Genomic DNA, 16,782 nt, shown 5'->3' with positions numbered 1-16,782 from the left:
CTTTGTGGTCATCTGCCGGCGTCCCCGGCTACTGCTGTCAAGTCTTTAGGGTCAGCATCGGGCAGTGGCTGCCCGCTGAGTTGGATGGTGTCCTGGACGTGCCCTGCCAGCGCTGCACGGATCTCCTGCGCCGCCCTGTCCATTGAAGCACGCCCGGTTTCGCCGGCCCGGCGGGCCAGGGTGAGGGCGGAGCCGAAGCTGACGTGGAAGCGGCGCCCGGGCCGCGGAACGAAGTCCAGGTGCTCGTTGCCCTGGCGGGTCCCCAAGATGGCGACCGGTACCACTGGCGCCCCGCTGTTCAATGCCAGCCAGGCCACGCCGCCGTTGATGTCCGCGGCTGCCCCGCTCCCCCGCGTCCCTTCAGGAAGGATCCCAACACATCGCCCGGCGTCGAGCACGTCCTTGCAGCGCTGCAGCGCGGCACGGTCCCCGCGCCGGTCCACCGGAAGCTGCCCGGAGGCGGTGAGCACCCGGCCCAGGAATCCTTTGAACATCTCCTGCTTAACCAGGATGTGCATGGGCCGGGGCGCCGCGCCGAACATCACCGGCCCGTCAAGGAAGCTGATGTGGTTGGCCGCGAAGATCACCGGCCCGCCGGTGGGGACGTTGCTCCTGCCGGTCACGGTGGTCCGGTAGACCAGATGGTCGAGGATCCAGCCCACCGGCCTGCTCCACGCCATGGTCAGGCCGGACGGCACGGCGGCCATTGGCTCAGTCACGGTTGAGGACCTTGGTGACGATCACCAGGGCGGCATCCACGGTCTGCTCGAAGTCCAGGTCCGAGGAGTCCAAGGTGACCACACCGTCTGCCGCCTTGGTGAAGTTCACCACCGCTGAGTCCTTGGCGTCCCGGTGGGTCACCTGGGCCGCCAGTTGCTCGGCGTCCTGCGTGCCGCCCAGCTGGATGCCGCGCCGGCGCAGCCGGGCTTCCTCGCTGGCCGTCAGGAGCATGCGCACTTCAGCCCCGGGCGCGACGACGGTGGTAATGTCCCTGCCTTCCACCACCATGCGGCGGTGGTGCTTTTCGATGAGGTCGCGCTGCCGGCGGATCAGTTCAGTCCGGGCGCCGAGGGTGGTGGCCACGGCACTGACGGCGGACGAGATGGCCGGCTCACGGATGGCGTCCGTGACGTCCACGCCGCCCACCCGGACGTACTCCTCCTGCGGGCTGGTGCTCACTTCCAGGACGAAGTCCCTGGATGCCTGCTCTACAGCGGGCGAGTCATCAAGGTCGATGCCTTCGGTCACGCAATACCAGGTCAGGGCCCGGTACATCGCGCCGGTGTCCAGGTATGCCAGTCGGAGCCGACGGGCAACTTCCTTGCTCACGCTTGATTTGCCTGAGCCGGAGGGACCGTCGATGGCGACCACCAGGGGCCGGCCAATGCGCAGCGCGCGCATGGTTTCGAGGAGTTCCTGTGTCATTACTGAAGTACCCGCCATCCGCGGTCGTTGAGAGCTTCGATCAGGTGGTCGTGCTTGTTCGGCAACACAGACAATTCCACCATGCCCACGTTCTGTCCCGAGGAATGGTCCAGCCGAAGGTCTTCGACGTTAACGCCGATTTCGCCGATTTCGGTGAGCAGCTGCGCAATCTGGCCGGGCTTGTCGTCCACCAGGACGGTGAGCCAGGAGTATGCCTGCGGCGGCCCGCCGTGTTTGCCGGGGATCCGGGCCTGGCCTGCGTTGCCCTCGCTGATCAGCTGGGCCAGGTCCAGCCTCGCACCCGGGGCTGCCGGGTCTTCCAAGGTGCCGATCAGGCGGTTCAGGTCGTCGCGGACGCCGTAGAGGATCTCCACTACCTTGGCCGCGTTGCCGCCCAGGATCTGCACCCACAGGGTGGGGTCGCTGGCGGCAATCCTGGTGACATCGCGAAGTCCATTACCGGCCAGCGACAACGCATGCAGTGGCGTCCCCTGCAGGCGGCTGGCCACCAGGGAGGACATGACCTGCGGCAGGTGCGACACCAGTGCCACGGCTTCATCGTGTTCGTCCGCGCTGAACTGCGACACCACCGCGCCTAAATCGGAGGCGAGTGAGCGGGCCACCTGCAGGGCACTCCCGGACGTCTTCTCCGACGGGCAGAGCACCCACGGCATGGAGGTGAACAGCTCGCCGCGCGCAGCTACCGGACCCGACTTTTCCCGTCCGGCCATGGGGTGGGTGCCCACGTACCGCGAAAGGTCGGCGCCGAGGGTGCGAAGCCGCGACTGGATATCCGCCTTGACGCTGGCAATATCCACCACGACGGATTCGGGGTAGTCAGCCAGTGCCCGGCAGACGACGTCGGCCGTCACGTCCGGCGGGGCAGCGACCACCACCAGCTGGGGCGTGCCACTGCCCAACTCTGCCAAGGGGCGGCCCGCACCGATGTCCACCGCCACGGCCTGGTTGGTGGGCGACGGGTCGGAAAGGAACACGGGCACGCCGCGGCCCCGCAGTCCCAGCCCGATGCTGGTGCCCAGCAGTCCGGTACCAATGACCACCACGGGGCCATCCAGGTGGCCGCGGCCCTGGCTTTTGAAGGCGGACATGCGTCAGAGTCCTACGGATGCCAGCAGGTGGCCGACTTCCTGCTTGCCCAGGTTGCGGATGCTGCCCTGGCGCTGGTCTCCAAGCCCGATCGGGCCCACCTTGACGCGCACCAGCCGCTGGACCGGGAAACCCACCGCATCGAACATGCGGCGCACGATGCGGTTCTTGCCGGAGTGGAGCACAACTTCGATCAGCACGTGCCCGGGTGTGGAATCCACCAGGCGGAAGGAGTCGACGGCGGCCATGCCGTCCTCCAGCTCCACGCCGGCCTTCAGCTGGGCGCCGACGCCCTGCGGGAACGGTCCGCGAACCTGCACCAGGTAGGTCTTGGGCACCTCGTACGACGGGTGGGTCAGCCGGTTGGCCAGTTCGCCGTCGTTGGTCAGCAGCAGCAGCCCCTCGGTGGCGACGTCGAGCCGGCCTACGTGGAAGAGGCGCTCGCCGGTGTTCTTGTTGTTCTTGAGGAAATCGCTGATGCAGGGCCGGCCTTCGGGGTCCTCCATGGTGGACACCACGCCCTTGGGCTTGTTGAACACCATGTACACCAGGTTCTCGTCCAGCTGGATCCGCAGGCCGTCGACGTGGATCACGGCAGTCTTGGGATCGACGCGGACGCCCAGCTCGGTGACCACCTGGCCGTCCACCTCAACACGGCCCTCGGCAATCATCTCCTCGCAGACGCGCCGGGAAGCGACGCCTGCGGACGCCATGACCTTCTGGAGCCGTACGCCGTCGGCGTCGTGGAGCTCGGACTGGGGAACATTGCCGCGGGGGTGCTTCTTCCGGCCTGGTTTGCGGACCGGGCCCAGGTTCTGGCCAAAGCGTTCGCTGCCGAACGCGCGGGAAGCTGCCGCCCCGGGTGCGCCGGTGCGGGGCTTGGGCTTGAGTGCGCCGGGAGTTCCCGGGGCCTTTTTAGCGCCGGGCTTCCTGGCAGCGGGCTTGCGCGACGACGGCTTGGCTCCCCTGGCGCCTTCCGCACCCCGTTCGGGCTGGTTGCCCGCGAGGTCGGGGTCGACGAAGCGTTCCTCGCGCGGTTTGGGAGCGCGGTGCGGACGATCGCCGCCGAACCCGGCAGCGCGTTTTCCGGTCCCGCCGCGGGAGCCCCCGCTGAAGCTGCCGCCCTGTGAACTGCGCTGCTGGGAATTGTTGCGTTCGTTCCCGCCGCGTCCCGAACCGTTACGTGGTGAACCCTGGCGTCCCGCCTGTGTCATGACCCGTCCTTCAATGTGTTTTGGCCGGCAGCGATGTCCAAGGACAACCCTAGCCAGCCGCGCAGACTTCGTCTGCCCTGATAACTAAACTCGGTAAATATGTGCTGCAGGCACCGTGCGTGCCTACATGGTTTCGGCGTCGTAGAACTCTGCGATCCCGTCAAGCCCCGGAAGGTGCGGCGACAGCTGGGGCAAGTCCTCAACTGAACTGATTCCCATCCGCTCGAGGAAATAGGAGGTAGTCCTGTAGAGGATTGCGCCGGACTCAGGATCCGTTCCCGCGTCCTCGATCAGCCCGCGCTGGGTGAGCGTCCGTACGACGGAATCAACATTGACACCGCGAATCGCAGCCACACGGGCGCGGGAAACCGGCTGCCGGTAAGCAATGACTGCCAATGTCTCCAACGCCGCCTGGGTGAGCCTGGCAGTCTGTCCTTCCAGCACATATTTGCCAACAATTTCGGCAAATTCAGTGCGGGAGTAGATCCGCCACCCACCGGCGATGTTCCGCAATTCAAAACCCCGGGGGCTGGAACCGATACCAGCGTGGCTGGCACTGTCCATCTCCGGGGCTTTAACAGTATAGCCGTTATACTCACGCTGCAGTTCGGCCAGCAGGGAACGCACCCGTTGGACCGTCAAGCCCAGCCCTGCGGCCAGCTCCTCCTCGGTGGCAGGTTGGTCCAGGACCATGAGCACCGCCTCAAGGGCGGCCTTGGCGCCGCCGGGGAGATGATCAAAGTCCGTGGCAGGGCCGGCGTCCTCCTGCGGCTGCATATCAAGCGGCTGGGTTTCCGGAGACTGGGGGGTCACGGTTGCTCCTCATACTCTTCGCTCAGGTTTTCCGCTGACCAGTCCCGGTCTACCGCCGTCCAGTGGATGGCAAGCTCCGCCAGCGGGGAGAGCTGGTCGAATGCAACTGCCCGGTCCCGGAACAGTTCCAGGAGTGCCAGGAACCGGGCAACCACCACCAGGGTGGAGCCGGCGTCGGCAATCAACGAACGGAACGACAACGGTGACTCCTGCTGGAGCCTAAGCCCCAGCAATTCTGCCTGCTCCTTGACGCTGACGTTGCTGCCGTGCAGATGGGCAAGTCCCACTTGGGGCGGCTGCGCAGGCACCTTGGGCCGGAGCGCAGCTTCTGCCAATGCTGCGAACTGCTGGGGCGTGTGTTTCCAGACCAGCTCGGGCAGCATCGCCGCGAAGTGTTCCTCCAAGGCCACTTGCCGCGGAAAGCGCCGGCCTTCCTGGTCCAGGGTTTCACCGAGGATGCCTGCCACCTGTTTGAAGGCCTTGTACTGGAGCAGCCGGGCGAAAAGAAGGTCCCGGGCCTCCAGCAGGGCAATATCCTCATCGTCCTCGACTTCACCGGCTGGAAGCAGCCGCGCCGCCTTGAGGTCAAGCAAGGTGGCGGCAATCACCAGGAACTCGCTCGCCTCGTCCAGCGCCCATTCTTCGCCAAGCTGCTGCAGCTTGCGGATGTACTTGATGAACTCATCGGTGACGGTGGCGATGGCCACTTCGGTGATGTCCAGCTGGTGCTTGGCGATCAGCCCCAGAAGTAGGTCGAACGGACCGGTGAAGTTGGCCAGCCGCACCTCGAAACCGGGTTTGGGTTCGGCCACGGCGTGGCTAGGGTGCGCCGCCGCGGGAAATCAGCTCCTTGGCGAGCCTGCGGTAGGCGTCGGCGCCCACATGGTTCCCCGCGTAACTGGTGATGGGTTCAGCGGCCACGGTGGCGTCCGCGAACTTGATGGAGCGCTTGATGACGGTTTCGAAGACCTTGTCTCCGAACGCTTCCACCAGCCGGGTGATGACCTCGCGGCTGTGCAGCGTCCGTGCGTCGTACATGGTGGCCAGCACACCGTCCACCTGCAGTCGCGGGTTCAGCCGGTCCTGGACCTTGTCGATGGTCTCGACCAGGAGCGCCACGGCGCGGAGGGCAAAGAATTCACAGATGAGCGGGATGATGACGCCGTGGGCGGCCGTAAGGGCGTTCACCGTCAGGAGACCCAGCGACGGCTGGCAGTCGATCAGGACAACGTCATAATCGTCTTCGACCTTCTTCAGCGCGCGGTCCAGGACCTGTTCACGTGCCACTTCATTAACCAACTGCACTTCGGCGGCGGAGAGGTCGATGTTGGCCGGCAGCAGGTCGACATTTTCGACGCCGGTGTGGTGGATGGCGTCGCGGATGTCCACTTTGCGGTCCATCAGGACGTTGTACACGGTGAGGTCCAACTCGTGCGGGTTGACGCCCAGGCCGGCGGACAGAGCGCCCTGGGGGTCGAAGTCCACCAGCAGGACGCGGCGGCCGTATTCAGCGAGCGCGGCGGCAAGGTTGATGGTGGAGGTGGTCTTCCCCACGCCGCCCTTTTGGTTGACCATGGCAATCACCCTGGCCGGACCGTGGGAGGACAGCGGCGCGGGTTCCGGGAACTCACGGTATGGGCGCCCAGTAGGCCCCATCACCGCGTTTTCGAGGTCGAATTCCGTGCCCTCCAGAGTTGCTGAACCCTGTTCGCTGCTCACGTATCTGTCCACACTTTCGATGACGGTGATTTCCTGCCGCCGGCTTCCCGGCGGCGTTCGTTCTGCTCCCTAGGTTACAGCGCCCGACACGGTATTCGAGGGAACTTGACTTTCCGCGGATGTTGAGCCTTGACCCTCTAGCTGAGGTCGAAGGTTGAACCGCCTACCATAGGAAAAACGCCCCCGCAGCCAGGCTGCGGGGGCGTTTCCGTTTCGGTTTTGGGGCGGGAGCTAGGCCTTCGCAGCCTCGAGCGCGCCTTCTTCCTTAGGCGCCATTTCGCCGTGCCCAACCATCATGGTCTGCTCGTCGAAGGGCAGTTCGCCGGAAAGGACGCGGCCAACCTGGCCGCCGTCGATCTCCTTGACCCACGTGCCGATCAGGACCGTGGCGACAGCGTTGCCGGTGAAGTTGGTCAGGGCGCGGGCCTCGGACATGAAGCGGTCGATGCCAACGATGATGCCGACGCCGCCCAGCAGTTCAGGCCGGTGTGCCTGCAGGCCTGCCGCGAGGGTGGCCAGGCCGGCGCCGGTCACGCCGGCGGCGCCCTTGGAGGCGATGATCATGAAGACCAGCAGGGAGATCTGGGCGCCGAGGTCCAGCGGGGTTCCCATGGCGTTGGCCACGAAGAGGGAAGCCATGGTCAGGTAGATCGCCGTGCCGTCAAGGTTGAAGGAGTAGCCGGTGGGAACGGTGACGCCGACAACCGGCTTGGAGACGCCGAGGTGTTCCATCTTGGCGATAAGCCGGGGCAGCGCAGCCTCGGAGGACGAGGTGGAGAAGATGATGAGGTACTCACGGGCCAGGTACTTCATCAGCTTGAAGATGTTTACGCCGGCGACTACCTGGAGCAGGCCACCGAGGATGACCACGATGAACAGTGCGCAGGTGATGTAGAAGGCAACCATCAGGGTGAACATGCTCACGATGGCCTGGACGCCGGTTGCGCCGACGACTGCGGCGATCGCGCCAAAGGCACCGACGGGAGCGAGCCACATGATCATGATGAGGATGCGGAACACGAGCGCCTGGCCATAGCCGACGGCCCTCAGGATAGGAGCGCCCTGGGCGCCCATCTTCTGCAGTGCGAAGCCAACCAGGATGGCTGCCAGCAGTGTGGGCAGGACAGGTACGTCGCCGGGGATGATTCCCAGGAGAAAGTCCACGGTGCTGTCCGTGGCGGCCTTCTTGCTGGGGTCGTAAGGCGTAAGCTTCAGGCCCTCACCCGGGTGGATGAGGTTGCCCACCACCAGGCCAATGGCCAAGGCGAACGTGGACATGACGATGAAGTAGCCCAGCGCCAGCCCACCAACCTTGCCGACGGTCGCAGCCTTCGCAATAGAGCCGATGCCAAGGACGATGGTGCAGAAGATAACCGGCGCGATCATCATCTTGATGAGCTTGACGAAGCCGTCGCCCAGGGGCTTGAGGGACTTGCCAAACTCGGGGAAGATCAGGCCAACAAGCGCGCCGAGAATGACGGCGGCGATAACGGCGATGTAAAGGTAGTGGGACTTGTCCAGTCCCTTGCGCCGCGGCGTCGCGGTCTTGAGCGACTCTCCTCGTTGAGAAGCCATGTGTGTCTCCTTGTGGATATTCTGATAGACGCTGCGGCGCAGTCTCTGGGCTCAACACGTCCTTGCAATGTGATACCCATCATTCGGCACCCCGTGATCCAGCTCACCGTTGCGTTCATATTGGTCGCAGCGACCGCAGGGTCAGATGGAGGTACGGATGATCCACCGCTGGAGCATTGCCCGCCGGCTCTTCCTGGCGAACCTGCTCATTGTCATATCCTTTATCGCCATAGTGGGCACGGCCGCCTACGTGGATGCCCGGGACCGGACGTACGACGAAGCAGGCCGGCGCATGGAAGGAGTGGCCGCTTCCATCGCTGCCAATCCCCTGGTGCTGCAGGCTGCGGCTATGCCGGACCCATCAGTCCTCCTGCAGCCCTATGCCAAGGATGTCACTGCCGCGGCCCGCGTTGACTTCATCACCATCATGGCTCCGGACCGGACCCGCTGGACGCATCCGCGGGACGAGGAGCTGGGCCGGCCCTACATCGGCTCGATCGACGCCGCACTGCGGGGCCAGGCGTTTACGGAAGTCACGGCGGGCACGCTTGGACCGTCCGTCCGGACAATTGTTCCGGTCAAGGACTCCACGGGTGCGGTCAAGGCCCTCGTCGCAGCCGGCGTTACCGTTCGGAGCGTTGATGTTGCCCTCGCCGGGCGCCTGCCCGCCCTGCTTGGCCTTGGGATCGCGCTGCTGGTGGGCGGTTCCCTGGCGTCATGGCTGCTTGGGCGGTACCTGCGCGGCGTAACCCGGGGCTGGGGCCCCGAGCAGTTGGCGCAGCTCTTCGCCTACTACGAATCGGTGCTGCACTCGGTTCGCGAAGGCCTCATCCTGGTAGATCCCAGAAAGCGCGTTGTGATGTACAACGACCACGCTGCCGAACTGCTGGGGCTGCCCGCACCCGGCAGCAATGATCCCACCCGGCCGCCGTCGCTGGCGGAACTCCCCCTGGAAAGTGAACTGCGCAACCTGTTCGATTCCGGACGCACCACCAAGGACGAGATGGTGCTGGCCGGTACGCGCGTGCTGGTGGTTAACCAGGGACCGGCACGTGGGCCCGACTCCGCCGGGACGCGCGGGAAGGTTCCCGTCTATGGAACAGTGGCAACCCTCCGGGACAGGACGGAAATCGAAGCGCTGGGCAACGAACTCCAGACGATGCGGACCCTTTCCGACGCACTGCGGGCCCAGACCCACGAACACGCCAACCGGTTGCACACCATGGTTTCACTCCTGGAACTTGGCCGGACTGGGGAAGCCCTGGACTTCGCCACCCAGGACCTGGCCCTGAGCCAGCAGCTGACGGATGACATGGTCAGCTCAATCGATGAACCCGTGCTGGGCGCACTGGTCATGGGAAAAGTGGCCGAGGCCCACGAACGGGGCGTGCAACTGGATGTAGCCACGCTTGGATCGGGGGCAGCACCTGGGCTGGCCGTGCAGGACCTGGTGACAATCCTGGGCAACCTGCTGGACAATGCCATCGATGCCGCCGCAGATGCGCCGCCGCCGCGGCGCGTGATCCTGACCCTGGAGGCGGATGACGAGGGGCTGGACATCGCCGTCAATGATTCCGGGACGCCCATCAGCGCTGGGGATACGGAGAGGATCTTCCGGCACGGATTCAGCACGAAGCCGGCGGGAGCCGGTGGCCGGGGCATTGGCCTTGCACTGGTCCGGCAGGCGGTGCAGCGTTTGGGCGGTACGCTGGCCATCAACGGCCGGCGTGGCGCCAAGTTCGAAGTATTCCTGCCCGCAGCGGTTCCCGCGGAGAAGGAGCATACACAGTGAGCAACATCCGGGTCCTCGTCGTCGAAGACGAGGCCATTGCTTCGGCAGCGCATGCGGCTTATGTGGGACGGCTTGAAGGATTCGAGCTCGCCGGAACGGCCCCGGACGGCCAGTCCGCCCTGCGGCTGCTGAGTGAATTCGTGGCGGCGGGCGAGCCGGTGGAACTGGTCCTGCTGGACATGAACCTGCCCGATCTTCACGGCCTGGACATTGCTCGGCGGATGCGTTCAGCGGGAATCCTGGCGGACATTATCGCCATCACCGCTGTCCGCGAGCTGGCCATCGTTCGCAGCGCCGTGGCCATCGGCGTAGTCCAGTACCTGATCAAGCCCTTCACGTTCGCCGCGTTCTCCGACAAGCTGGAGAACTACCGCCAGTTCCGCCTGCAGCTGGCCGGTTCCAGTGCCGGCCCCGGCAAGGGCGGCGCCTCGCAAGGCGAAGTTGACCGGGCTTTTGCCAGCCTTCGGGCTCCGTCCGAGCTGCCGCTTCCCAAGGGCCTCTCCACCGCGACGCTCGGCTCGGTGCAAGAGTTCCTCCGCCAACAGCCGGAGGCGGTGTCCGCCACCGAAGTCATGGATGCCCTGGGAATGTCCCGCGTAACGGCCCGGCGCTACCTTGAGTACCTGGCCGACGCCGGCACGGTTTCCCGGACCGCCCGCTACGGAACGCCGGGCAGGCCGGAAAACGAATACCGCTGGAACGCCCGCTGACGCGCTTCGCGCCCGGCCGTTCCAGCCATCCCATCAGCCGGCCTGTGCCCTGTCCACCCGGAGCGCTCCCACCAACTGGTCGATGACCCCGGGATCTTCGATGGTGGAGGGCACCGTGTAGTCCTCGCCGTCGGCTATCTGGCGCATGGTCTTGCGCAGGATCTTTCCCGACCGCGTCTTGGGCAGGGCGTCCACCACCGTCACGTGCTTAAAGTCAGCGACGGCGCCAATATCCCTGCGGACCAGTGCCACGAGGTCCTTGGCCAGGACGTCTTCAGGGATGTCGACCCCGGATTTGAGCACCACATAGCCGCTGGGACGCTGTCCTTTGAGGGGGTCCGCGAGGCCGATCACGGCACACTCGGCAACTGCGGGGTGCTGCCCGATGACCTGTTCCATGGCGCCGGTGGAGAGCCGGTGGCCGGCGACGTTGATGATGTCGTCAGTGCGGCCCATGACGAACAGGTAGCCGTCCTCATCCCGGTAGCCGGAGTCGCCGGTGGCGTAGCAGCCCTCAAAGGCCTGCAGGTAGGACGAGATGAAGCGTTCGTCGTTTCCCCACAGCGTGGTGAGCGTGCCCGGTGGCAGCGGCAGCCCCAGCACGATGTTGCCCTCGGTTCCGGGCTCCACTTCCCCGCCCGCGCCGTCGAGGATCCGCAGCTGGAATCCGGGCATCGGAACACTTGGGGAGCCGGCCTTGATGGGCAGCCGCTCCAGCCCGCGCGGGTTGGCGCAGATGGCCCAGCCGGTTTCGGTTTGCCACCAGTGGTCCACCACCGGCACGCCGAGGACCCGGGAAGCCCAGTGGAAGGTGTCCGTGTCCAGCCGCTCACCGGCAGTGAATAGCGTCCGCAGGCTGGAGACGTCGTAGTCCGCCAGCAGCAATGCTTCCGGATCGGCTTTGCGGATGGCCCTCAGCGCCGTGGGGGCGGTAAAGAGGACGTTGACCTTGTGGTCCTGGACCACGCGCCAGAATGCCCCGGCGTCCGGCGTTCCCACCGGTTTGCCTTCGTACATCACGGTGGTGGCTCCGGCCAGCAGCGGACCGTACACGATGTAGGAGTGCCCCACCACCCAGCCGACGTCCGAGGCGGTCCACATCACGTCGCCGGGTCCGACGTCGTAGATATTTTCCAGTGTCCAGCGGAGGGCGACGGCGTGGCCACCGTTGTCCCGCACCACACCCTTGGGCGTACCCGTGGTGCCGGACGTGTAAAGGATGTAGAGGGGGTCGGTGGCTTTCACGCCCACCGGACCGGCCGGCTGGGCGGACGCCATGGCCTCATCCCAGTCCAGCCAGCCGGCGTGGTCCGCCGCCGTTGCTGCAAATCCGTCCCGCGCTTTGACCAGCACCGGAAGGCCGCCCGCGCCCGCCAGCTCAAGTGCCTCGGCGACGGCAGGGAGGTACTCAATGCGGCGGGAAGGTTCGATCCCGCCCGAGGCGGTAACCACGGCGGCAGGGGCGGCATCCCTGATCCGGGCCGCGAGCTCCTTGGGCGCAAAGCCGCCGAACACCACGGAGTGGACCGCGCCCAGCCTGGCAGTGGCCAGCATGGCAATGGCCGCTTCCGGGATCATCGGCATGTAGATCACCACCCGGTCCCCCTTGCCCACGCCATTGCTGCGCAGCACACCCGCAAAGCGGGCCACGAGGTCTGTGAGTTCTGCATAGGTGTAGCGCTGCTGCGTCCCCAGCATGGCGGAGTCATGGATCAGGGCGTCCTGCCCTCCGCGGCCCTCGGCGACGTGCCGGTCCAGCGCGTTGTAGCACGTGTTTACGATGCCGTCCGGAAACCAGCCGTACAGAGGCGCCCGGCTGCTGTCCAGGGCCTGGGTGGGCGGAGAAGCCCACGAGATCTTTTGCGCTGCCTCCAGCCAGAAATCTTCGGGCTGTTCAACGCTGCGCTTGTAGGTGTCCCGGTAGCTGTTGGTGACCATGAGGTAATCCCATCCACGACATTGTGATGCAGCTCATGCTAGAGGTAAAGCCGGGACGCTGGCAAGAGGTATGTATACATCTCACCCCATATTCGGTTCGAATTCTGCAAGGTGCTGTAATTCCAGCGCGTCTCTGTATACACTGAACGGGTTATCGAGGAAGGAGGACGCCATGCGCGCCAGCGACAAGGCGTATGCCGCCCTGCGCGACGACATCATCGAGTGGCGCCTGGCGCCCGGAACGGTCCTTGCCGAAGTTGAACAGTCTGAACGCCTGGGCGTCTCACGCACACCGCTGCGGGAAGCGCTGGGTCGCCTCACAGCGGAGGGACTGACGACGGCGGGCGGCCGCGGCGTCGTCGTTACCGACATTTCCCTTGAGGACATCGACGAACTCTTCGAACTGCGCGAAACGCTTGAGGGCAGGGCCGCGGCACTGGCCGCCCGGCGCGGTGACGCCGCAACGTTCCAGCGCCTGCAGCACGAGTTGCTCCGGGCTCCCGATCTGATCAGCGGCGGTGAGCCCGGCCTCCATGACTACTACGACCTGGTCGGGCGGCTGGACACCGCCATCGACGCAGCCATTTCCAATTCCTACCTGGCGCAGGCCATGCGCAGCCTGCGCGTCCACCTGGTCCGGATCCGGCGCCTGGCAGCCGACGATGCGCACCGCCTGACCGCCGCGGCCGCCGAACACGCCGCCATCGCGGAGGCGATCGCTGCCGGCAACCCGAAGCTGGCAGAAGCAGCCACCATCGTCCACCTGCACCGAAGCCTCTCCCACGTCAAAGCAACCCACGCATCCCACCCAAAGGAGCATCATGGTTAAGGAACACCACGTCCGCGTCTACAAGAGCGAAGAAAACCTCCCCCGCGAGGACCAGCTCGCGTACAAGATCGCCCAAGTGGCAGCGGACCCCGTCGCCGTCTCCGATGAGGTGACCGACATGGTGATCAACCGCATCATCGACAACGCTTCGGTGGCCATCGCCTCCCTGAACCGGGCGCCCATCGTCGCGGCCCGTGCCCAGGCACTCACCCATGGGCCCACCACCGGCGGCCAGGGCTCCAAGGTGTTCGGCATCGAGGAGCGGGTGGCGCCGGAATGGGCGGCCTGGGCCAACGGCGTGGCCGTGCGCGAACTGGACTACCACGACACCTTCCTCGCGGCCGAGTACTCCCACCCCGGGGACAACATTCCGCCGATCCTGGCCGTCGCCCAGCACGTTGGCTCCAGCGGCCACGACTTGATCCGCGGCATTGCCACCGGCTATGAAATTCAGGTCAACCTGGTCAAGGCCATCTGCCTGCACAAGCACAAGATCGACCACGTGGCGCACCTGGGCCCCTCCGCCGCAGCAGGCATCGGGACCCTGCTGGGCCTCGACGTCGAAACCATCTTCCAGTCGGTGGGGCAGGCGCTGCACACCACCACCGCCACCCGGCAGTCCCGCAAGGGCGAGATCTCCACCTGGAAGGCCCACGCCCCTGCGTTTGCCGGCAAGATGGCCATCGAGTCCGCGGACCGGGCCATGCGCGGCCAGACCTCCCCTGTGCCCATCTACGAGGGCGAAGACGGCGTCATCGCGTGGATGCTGGACGGGCCGGACGCATCCTACATGGTCCCGCTCCCCACCCCCGGGGAAGCCAAGCGCGCCATCATGGACACCTACACCAAGGAACACTCCGCCGAGTACCAGGCCCAGGCCTGGATCGACCTGGCACGCAAGCTCCACCGCGAGCACCCGGAGGTCACCGACCCCACCAACGTGGAGTCCGTCCTGATCAAGACCAGCCACCACACGCACTACGTGATCGGCTCCGGCGCCAACGACCCCCAGAAGTACAGCCCCACCGCGAGCCGGGAAACCCTGGACCACTCCATCCCCTACATCTTCACCGTCGCCCTGCAGGATGGCGCCTGGCACCACGTGGATTCCTACGCGCCGGCACGCGCTGCCCGCCCGGACACCGTGGAGTTGTGGCACAAGGTGACCACCGTGGAAGACCCGGAATGGACCCGCCGCTACCACTCCCTGGACATCTCCGAGAAGGCTTTCGGCGGCTCCGTGGAGATCACGCTCAAGGACGGCACCGTCATCACGGACCAGATAGCCGTCGCGGACGCCCACCCGCTGGGTGCCCGCCCGTTCGCCCGGGAACAGTACGTCAACAAGTTCCGTACCCTCGCCACGGGCCTGGTGGAGGAGGCGGAGATCGAAAGGTTCCTCGCCGCCGTCGAACGCCTCCCCCAACTCGCCGCCGGCGAACTGGACCAGCTCAACATCACTGCCGCCCCGGGCGTCATCGACCTGGCCGCGGCACCGAAGGGACTCTTCTGATGCTGTACTCCAAAACCACCCCGGAACAGAAGCGGATCCGGTTCCGGGAACTGCTCTCCTCCGGCACCATCCAGCAGTTCCCGGGCGCGTTCAACCCGCTCTCCGCCCGCTTGATCGAGGAAAAGGGCTTCGCCGGCGTCTACATTTCCGGTGCCGTCCTGGCCAACGACCTGGGCCTGCCGGACATCGGGCTGACCACCCTCACGGAGGTGGCCACCCGTGCCGGGCAGATTGCGCGCATGACCGACCTGCCCTCGATCGTGGACGCGGACACCGGTTTCGGCGAGCCCATGAACGTGGCCCGCACCGTGCAGGAACTCGAAAACGCCGGCCTGGCCGGCTGCCACATCGAGGACCAGTTCAACCCCAAGCGCTGCGGCCACCTGGACGGCAAGAACGTGGTGGACCTGGACACCGCCACCAAGCGGATCCGGGCCGCCGCGGACGCCCGCCGGGACCCGAACTTCCTTATCATGGCCCGCACCGACATCCGGGCCACCGACGGCCTGGAAGCGGCCCAGCAGCGGGCAAAGGCCCTGGTTGAAGCCGGAGCCGACGCCATCTTCCCCGAAGCCATGAAGGACCTCAGCGAGTTCCAGGCCATCCGGGAGGCCGTGGACGTGCCGATCCTGGCCAACATGACCGAGTTCGGCAAGAGCGACCTGTTCACCGTGGACCAGCTGGCCGGCGTCGGGGTCAATATGATCATCTATCCGGTCACCCTGCTCCGTAGTGCCATGGGTGCTGCTGAGCGTACTCTGGAATCGATCAAGTCCGACGGCACCCAGGAGGCACAGGTCCCAAGCATGCTGACCCGTGCCCGGCTCTACGAACTCGTCGACTATGAGGCCTACAACCGCTTTGACACCGGGGTGTTCAACTTCCAGATCCCCGGCATCTGACACCCAGACCTGAACGCCGGAATGCCGGCAGCAGCCGGACAACGGCTCAAGGAAAACAGGCTTTAGGAACAAAGGAGTTTCAGCATGGCTGAAAATGAGATCAAAAAGGGCCTTGCCGGCGTCGTGGTGGACTACACCGCAGTCTCCAAGGTCAACCCGGACACCAACTCCCTGCTGTACCGGGGTTATCCCGTCCAGGAGCTGGCCGCCCGCTGCAGCTTCGAGGAAGTGGCCTACCTGCTTTGGAACGGCGAGCTGCCCACCCAGGAGCAGCTGGCGGAATTCACGGCGAAGGAACGCGAGGGCCGCGCCCTGGACCCGGTGGTCAAGCAGGTCATTGATGCTTTGCCCACCAGCTCCCACCCGATGGATGTCTGCCGGACGGCAGCATCGGTCATGGGCGCCCGGCATCCGCTGGCCGAGGACTCCTCCCGGGAAGCCAACATGGCAAAGGCCGTAGACCTGTTCGCGGCCATGCCTGCGGTGGTGGCCTACGACCAGCGCCGCCGCCACGGCCAGGACGTCGTGGAACCCAGGGATGACCTGGGCTACTCCGCGAACTTCCTGTGGATGGCCTTCGGCGAGGAACAGGTCCCCGAAGTGGTGGAGGCCTTCAACGTCTCGATGATCCTGTACGCCGAGCACTCCTTCAACGCATCCACCTTCACGGCCCGGGTCATCACCTCAACGCTCTCCGACCTGCACTCGGCAGTAACTGGAGCGATCGGCGCCCTGAAGGGTCCGCTGCACGGCGGTGCCAACGAGGCCGTGATGCACACCTTTGATGAGATCGGCATCCGGCAGGAGGAGTCGCTCGAGGAGGCTGCGGCCCGGGCGAAGGCCTGGATGGAAGACGCCCTTGCACAGAAGAAGAAGGTCATGGGCTTCGGCCACCGCGTCTACAAGCACGGCGATTCCCGGGTTCCCACCATGAAGGCGGCCCTGGACAAGATGATTGCCCACTACGGCCGCCCCGAACTGCTGGGCCTGTACAACGGGCTGGAAACGGCGATGGACGAGGCCAAGGCCATCAAGCCGAACCTCGACTACCCCGCCGGGCCCACGTACCACCTGATGGGCTTCGACACCCCCACGTTCACTCCCCTGTTCGTGGCCAGCCGGATCACGGGCTGGACCGCGCACATCATGGAGCAGCTGGACGCCAACTCGCTGATCAGGCCGCTGAGCGAATACAACGGCGTGGAGGAACGGCACCTTCCGTAGCTCTTGGCAGGAAGGTTACGA

14 protein-coding genes and 1 pseudogene are annotated in these 16,782 nt (G+C 65.7%); 6 read left to right on the top strand and 9 right to left on the bottom strand.

Annotated features, from left to right (window positions below; translation table 11 throughout):
• Positions 1-4 precede the first annotated feature (4 nt).
• From LFT49_RS08370 to LFT49_RS08335, 8 genes and pseudogenes are all read right to left on the bottom strand, one after another.
• Positions 5-680: pseudogene (locus tag LFT49_RS08370) on the bottom strand (lysophospholipid acyltransferase family protein); the annotation flags it as partial.
• Between the two features lie 31 nt (positions 681-711).
• Positions 712-1,425: a (d)CMP kinase gene (cmk, locus tag LFT49_RS08365; protein WP_236801996.1), complete on the bottom strand. Its 714-nt coding sequence runs from the start codon at positions 1,423-1,425 to the stop codon at positions 712-714.
• A complete protein-coding gene (locus LFT49_RS08360; RefSeq protein ID WP_236801995.1) occupies positions 1,425-2,534 on the bottom strand; it encodes a prephenate dehydrogenase in 1,110 nt (369 codons plus the stop codon). Before LFT49_RS08360 ends, cmk begins: the two co-directional genes overlap by 1 nt.
• 3 nt (positions 2,535-2,537) lie before the next feature.
• A complete protein-coding gene (locus LFT49_RS08355; protein ID WP_236801994.1) occupies positions 2,538-3,746 on the bottom strand; it encodes a pseudouridine synthase in 1,209 nt (402 codons plus the stop codon).
• Between the two features lie 123 nt (positions 3,747-3,869).
• On the bottom strand, positions 3,870-4,523 hold the full coding sequence (gene scpB, locus LFT49_RS08350) for an SMC-Scp complex subunit ScpB (protein ID WP_237430492.1): 654 nt from the start codon (positions 4,521-4,523) through the stop codon (positions 3,870-3,872).
• A 32-nt stretch (positions 4,524-4,555) separates the two neighbouring features.
• Entirely contained in the window at positions 4,556-5,371 is an 816-nt protein-coding gene (locus LFT49_RS08345) for a segregation and condensation protein A (protein ID WP_237430237.1), read from the bottom strand.
• Positions 5,372-5,378: 7 nt separating this feature from the next.
• Entirely contained in the window at positions 5,379-6,278 is a 900-nt protein-coding gene (locus LFT49_RS08340; RefSeq protein ID WP_026266195.1) for a ParA family protein, read from the bottom strand.
• Between the two features lie 231 nt (positions 6,279-6,509).
• Positions 6,510-7,853 (bottom strand): cation:dicarboxylate symporter family transporter, encoded by a 1,344-nt coding sequence (locus tag LFT49_RS08335; protein WP_236801992.1) that lies wholly within the window; start codon positions 7,851-7,853, stop codon positions 6,510-6,512.
• A gap of 157 nt (positions 7,854-8,010) precedes the next feature.
• Here LFT49_RS08335 and LFT49_RS08330 point away from each other — a divergent pair, with 157 nt between their 5' ends.
• Positions 8,011-9,645 carry a sensor histidine kinase gene (locus LFT49_RS08330; RefSeq protein WP_237430236.1) on the top strand — a complete coding sequence of 545 codons (1,635 nt, stop codon included), beginning with the start codon at positions 8,011-8,013 and terminating at the stop codon, positions 9,643-9,645.
• Positions 9,642-10,355: a response regulator gene (locus LFT49_RS08325; RefSeq protein WP_236801990.1), complete on the top strand. Its 714-nt coding sequence runs from the start codon at positions 9,642-9,644 to the stop codon at positions 10,353-10,355. The genes LFT49_RS08330 and LFT49_RS08325 overlap by 4 nt, the downstream gene beginning before the upstream one ends.
• A 33-nt stretch (positions 10,356-10,388) precedes the next feature.
• On the opposite strand, the gene LFT49_RS08320 is transcribed toward LFT49_RS08325, so the two are convergent.
• Positions 10,389-12,293, bottom strand: coding sequence for a propionyl-CoA synthetase (locus tag LFT49_RS08320; RefSeq protein ID WP_236821764.1), 1,905 nt, complete (start codon positions 12,291-12,293; stop codon positions 10,389-10,391).
• 172 nt (positions 12,294-12,465) lie between these two features.
• Here LFT49_RS08320 and LFT49_RS08315 point away from each other — a divergent pair, with 172 nt between their 5' ends.
• From LFT49_RS08315 to LFT49_RS08300, 4 genes are all read left to right on the top strand, one after another.
• Entirely contained in the window at positions 12,466-13,122 is a 657-nt protein-coding gene (locus LFT49_RS08315; RefSeq protein WP_236801988.1) for a GntR family transcriptional regulator, read from the top strand.
• A complete protein-coding gene (locus tag LFT49_RS08310) occupies positions 13,115-14,635 on the top strand; it encodes an MmgE/PrpD family protein (protein WP_237430235.1) in 1,521 nt (506 codons plus the stop codon). The genes LFT49_RS08315 and LFT49_RS08310 overlap by 8 nt, the downstream gene beginning before the upstream one ends.
• Complete coding sequence (gene prpB, locus LFT49_RS08305) at positions 14,635-15,537, top strand: methylisocitrate lyase (protein WP_237430234.1); 903 nt, start codon at positions 14,635-14,637, stop codon at positions 15,535-15,537. Before LFT49_RS08310 ends, prpB begins: the two co-directional genes overlap by 1 nt.
• Positions 15,538-15,621: 84 nt before the next feature.
• The gene (locus tag LFT49_RS08300) at positions 15,622-16,761 is read left to right on the top strand and encodes a bifunctional 2-methylcitrate synthase/citrate synthase (RefSeq protein WP_237430233.1); all 1,140 of its coding nucleotides are present in this window, start codon (positions 15,622-15,624) and stop codon (positions 16,759-16,761) included.
• The last annotated feature ends 21 nt before the right edge of the window (positions 16,762-16,782 follow it).

The organism is Arthrobacter sp. FW306-06-A (assembly GCF_021870055.1).
Lineage (GTDB): Bacteria > Actinomycetota > Actinomycetes > Actinomycetales > Micrococcaceae > Arthrobacter.
This window is presented reverse-complemented; position numbering and strand designations above follow the sequence as displayed.